Here is a 5,003-nt window from a genome sequence, read left to right as displayed (position 1 = left end):
GCAGTCCGGGGGCGAAGGGGTCGAGCTGCGGCAGCTCCGCGGTCTCGGCGCGCAGGCAGGCCGCGATCAGTTCTCCGCCCGCGCCCAGCAGTTCGTCGATCCGCTCGGCGATCCTGAGGGTGACCCGGCGGGCACCGTGCTCGATCTTGCTGACGGCGGTGTGGTCGTAGCCGATCCCGGCGCCGAGTTGGGCCTGGGTGAGCCCGGCCCGGCGCCGCCAGTGTCGCAGCCGGGCACCGAACTCCCGCCAGGCGAGCGGGTCCTGGGGGCTCGACGGCGGTGCCGGGAGCCGTACCGCCGAAGCCGAACCGGTCCGGTGCACGGCTGCCTCCCCTGGAGACCGGCCCCGGCACGGGGCCCTGCGACGAGTCCGACGAGGAGGACGGTACTCGATGGCTTCCGTCCCGTACATGACGTGGTCTCAACCACTGGGGAGAAAGCCCAGCTCGACGCGAAACGGGACGGTCGGCTTGACGGAATTTGCCAACCCTATGCGGGGCCCGCACCAGCCATTGACCCGAGCATGACGCCGTGTGAGGGTTCGGGCACCCGAGCGCGGACGGCCCGCACGGCCGTCCCCCGGACGCGGCCTGCGGAGCGCCACCAGCCATGCCGTCCGCGGTCGAGGACCCCCACACGCGAGGAGCCTCGATGCAACGCAGAGTTTCCCCAGGGAAGCTGCTGACCACGGCAGCCACCCTGACCGTACTGGCCGGCATGATCGCCGCCACCGCCGGGCCGGCCACCGCCGCGCCCGCCCCCTCTCCCGCGCCGCCGACCGCGCTGGCCGCCGCCGTCAACGCCGCCGACGCGGCCGCGGCCGCCGGCCTCGACGCCCTGGCCAAGGGGCCGGGCGAGACCTACGAGCGCCGGACCGTCACCCCCTGGCTCGGCGGCCTGTACTCCGTCTCCTACGAGCGCAGCTACCGCGGCCTGCCGGTCGTCGGCGGCGACGCGGTGGTTCTCGCCGACGGGCAGGGCAAGGTCCGCGGCCTCCAGGCCGCCGCCACCGGGCCGCTCGGCGGCTCGATAACCCCGCAGGTCAGCGCGGCGAACGCGGAGAAGACCGCGCGCACCAGGCTGGCCGCGGTGGACTCCGTCGCCGAGCGCCGACTGGTCGTCAAGGTCAAGGACGGCGCCGGCCGGCTCGCCTGGGAGACCGTCCTCAAGGGCCGCACCGAGTCCGCGCCGAGCACGCTGCACGTCTTCGTGGACGCCGCTGGCGGCGAGGTGATCGACAGCTACGATGACGTCCGGGCGGGCACCGTCAACAGCAAGTGGAACGGCCCCGGTCCGCTGACCATCAGCACCACCAACTCCGGCGGCTCGTACTCGCTGCGGGACCCGAACCGGCCCGGCCTGAGCTGTTCCGACTACAGCACCGGCCAGGTGTTCAGCAAGTCCTCCGACTCCTGGGGCAACGGCAACCCCTCCAGCAAGGAGACCGGTTGCGGCGACGCCATGTGGGCGGCCCAGAAGGAATGGGACATGCTCCGCGACTGGCTCGGCCGCAACGGGCACGACGGCAACGGCGGCAGCTGGCCGATCAAGGTCGGCCTGAACGACGTCAACGCCTACTGGGACGGCAGCTCCGTCTCGATCGGCCACAGCCAGTCCGGCGAGTGGATCGGCGCGCAGGACGTCGTCGGCCACGAGTTCGGCCACGGCATCGACCAGTACACCCCCGGCGGCGCCAACAACGAGAACGGCCTCGGCGAGGGCACCGGCGACATCTTCGGCGCGCTCACCAAGGAGTACAACAACGAGCCCGCGCCCTACGACTACCCGGACTACCAGGTCGGCCGCATGATCAACCTGGTCGGCCAGGGCCCGATCCGCAACCTGTACCAGCCCTCGCTGGTCAACAACGACCCGAACTGCTACTCGTCCTCGATCCCCAGCACCGAGGTGCACGCGGCCGCCGGCCCGCTGAACCACTGGTTCTACCTGCTCTCGCAGGGCTCCAACCCGGGCGGCGGCAAGCCCTCCAGCCCGACCTGCAACAACTCCTCGGTCACCGGCATCGGCGTCAAGCAGGCCGGCCAGGTCTTCTACGGCGGCATGCTGCTCAAGACCAGCGGCATGACCTACAAGCGGTACCGCACCACCACCCTGACCGCGGCCAAGAACCTCGACCCGACCTGCACCTTCTACAACCGGACCAAGGCCGCCTGGGACGCGGTCAGCGTGCCCGCGCAGAGCGGTGACCCGACCTGCACCCCGTCAGGCAACAACGACTTCTCGCTCTCGCTCGGCCCGGCCTCCGGCTCGGTCCAGCCCGGTTCCTCGACCACCGCGACGGTCTCCACCGCCGTGACCTCGGGCACCGCGCAGACCGTCAGCCTCACCGCCACGGGCGCCCCGGCCGGGGTCACCGCGACGGTCAACCCCTCCTCCGTGCAGGCGGGTTCCTCCGCGACGCTGACCCTGTCGGCCTCCTCGGGCGCCCCGGCCGGCACGTACGTGATCACCGTCGCCGGCACCGCCGGCGCGGCCACCCACACCGCCCAGTACACCCTGACGGTCGGCGGCGGCACGCCCGGCAACCCCGCGCCGGACATCGACGTGACGAAGATCCAGGCAGACCTGGCCCAGCTGAACACCATCGCCAACCAGAACGGCGGCAACCGCCTGGCCGGCAGCGGCGGGCACAGCCAGTCCGTGGCGTACATCAAGGCCAAGCTCCAGGCGGCCGGCTACACCGTCGCCGAGCAGACCTGCACCTCGTGCAACTACCAGTCCAACAACCTGATCGCCGACTGGCCCGGCGGCCCGGCCGACCAGGTCACCATGCTCGGCGCCCACCTGGACAGCGTCTCGGCCGGCCCCGGCATCAACGACAACGGCTCCGGCTCGGCCACCCTGCTGGAGAACGCCCTCGCGCTCGCCCAGCAGAACCCGACCATGAGCCGGCACGTCCGCTTCGCCTGGTGGACCGGCGAGGAGCAGGGCCTCCAGGGCTCGCAGTACTACGTCGGCCAGCTGGGCTCCACCCAGCGCTCGGCGATCAAGGCCTACTACAACTTCGACATGATCGGCTCGACCAACGCCGGTTACTTCATCAACAACCTCACCTCCGCGGCCTCCGCGCCGATGAAGGCCTACTGGGACTCGCTCAACCTCCAGCCGGAGGAGAACGTCGAGGGCCAGGGCCGTTCGGACGACTACTCCTTCCAGCAGGCCGGCATCCCGACCTCGGGCTACGCGGCCGGCGCCAGCGCCGTCAAGACCTCGGCCCAGGCGGCCAAGTGGGGCGGCACGGCGGGACGTTCGTACGACTCCTGCTACCACCAGTCCTGCGACACCACCTCGAACGTCGACGCCACCGTGCTCAAGCGCAGCGCCAACGGCGTGGCCTACACCATCTGGAAGACCTCCGTCGGCGGCACCACCCCCGCCAACGACTTCTCCCTCTCGGTGAACCCGGCCACCGCCACCGTCAACCCCGGTGACACCGCCACCGCGACCGTCGCCACCGCCACCACCTCCGGCTCGGCCCAGACGGTCAACCTGACCGCCGCCGGCGCCCCCGCCGGGGTGACGGTCTCCTTCAGCCCGTCCTCGGTGCAGTCCGGCTCCTCGGCGACGGTCAGCATCGCCACCTCCGCCTCCACCGCGGCCGGCACGTACAGCATCACCATCACCGGCGCGGGCTCGGCCACCCACACCACCGGCTTCACGCTGGTCGTGGGCAGCGGCCCGACCAACCCCGGCGGCACCTGGACGCCCGGCACCACGTACCAGGCCGGCGACATCGTGACCTACAACGGCGTCAGCTACCGCTGCCTCCAGGGCCACACCGCCCAGGTCGGCTGGGAGCCGCCGATCGTCCCGGCGCTGTGGCAGCCGGTGTGATCCTCCGGGATCCCCGGGGTCGTGACTGACCCCACCTGAACCGCTGCGCCGCGGCCCGTCGAGGGGGACGGACCGCGGCGCAGCCGTGCGTGGCGGCCGACTGACGTAGAGTCGTCCAGGGCGCTTGCCCACGACGGGCCAGTTCAGTCCAGTTCAGTCAAGGAGATCCCCGGTGACCACGGACGCCATCCCCGTACCGGAACTGGCCGTTGAGGCCGTCGAGCAGTGGCGGGCCGAGGAGGCGCAGCTGGTCGACCTGCTCGCCCGGGCGCAGCGCGGCATCGGCGGCATCGCCGCGTTCCGGCTCGGCCCGACGCCGACCGTGCTGGTCACCGACCCGGCTGCGGTGCAGCACGTGCTCGGCCGCCACCCCGACCGCTACGTCAAGCGCTCGCACCGGGCCCGGATGCTGGTCGGCGACGGGGTCCTCTCCGCCACCGGCGAGGCCTGGAAGCGCCAACGGCGGCTGTTGCAGTCGCAGTTCACGGGCACCGGGATGCGCCGCTACGAGCAGCGGATCGCCGCCGCGGCGCGGCAGGCGGCCGAGCGCTGGGCCGGGTACCTGCGCAGCGGGGAGGAGTTCGACGTCGCCGAGGAGATGCGGCGCTTCGCCCTGGACACGGTGTGGCGGGCCCTCACCGGGCTGCCTCTGGACGACCGGACGGATCGCGAACTTCGCTCGGTGGAACGGGTGGTGGCCGTCATGTCGACCCTGCCCACCGACGCGCCCGACGCCCGGGACGCCGTCACCGAGGACCTCGCCCGGATCGACGCCGTGGCGCACGCGGCGATCTCGGCCGCCCGCACGGTGGACACCCCGGAACCGGGCGTGCTCCGGGTCCTTCTGGACGCGGGCGACCAACACCCCGAGTACACCGACCGGTTGATCCGCGACGAGCTGGTCACCCTGCTCGTCGCCGGGCACGAGACCACGGCCACCACGCTCACCTGGCTCTTCCTGCTCCTCGACCGCCACCCCGAGGCCCGCACGGCCGACCCGCAGGCGCTGGTGAGCGAGACGCTGCGGCTCTACCCGTCCGCCTGGCTGCTCCCCCGCCACGCCGTCGAGGACGACGTCATCGCCGGGCACCACATCGCCGCCGGGACGGACGTGCTGATCTGCCCGTACCTCACCCACCGCGACCCGG

Annotated in this window: 3 protein-coding genes; 2 read left to right on the top strand and 1 reads right to left on the bottom strand. The window is 72.3% G+C overall.

Annotated features, from left to right (window positions below; genetic code table 11):
- The coding region (locus tag J0670_RS29815) for a helix-turn-helix transcriptional regulator (RefSeq protein WP_307806758.1) at positions 1-322 on the bottom strand (322 nt) is incomplete at its 3' end.
- 329 nt (positions 323-651) lie between these two features.
- Here J0670_RS29815 and J0670_RS29810 point away from each other — a divergent pair.
- A complete protein-coding gene (locus J0670_RS29810; RefSeq protein ID WP_207814810.1) occupies positions 652-3,855 on the top strand; it encodes a M28 family peptidase in 3,204 nt (1,067 codons plus the stop codon).
- Between the two features lie 172 nt (positions 3,856-4,027).
- Positions 4,028-5,003, top strand: a 976-nt coding sequence (locus tag J0670_RS29805; protein WP_307806757.1) for a cytochrome P450, incomplete at its 3' end; no start/stop codon positions are given.

This window comes from Streptomyces sp. FH025 (assembly GCF_017427025.1).
GTDB lineage: Bacteria > Actinomycetota > Actinomycetes > Streptomycetales > Streptomycetaceae > Kitasatospora.
Note: the sequence above shows the minus strand (reverse complement) of the source record. Positions and strands in the feature narration are given on the sequence as shown.

Coding starts and splice junctions, on each gene's coding strand:
- J0670_RS29810 (WP_207814810.1), top strand. CDS start 652: ATGCAACGCAGAGTTTCCCCAGGGAAGCTGCTGACCACGGCAGCCACC.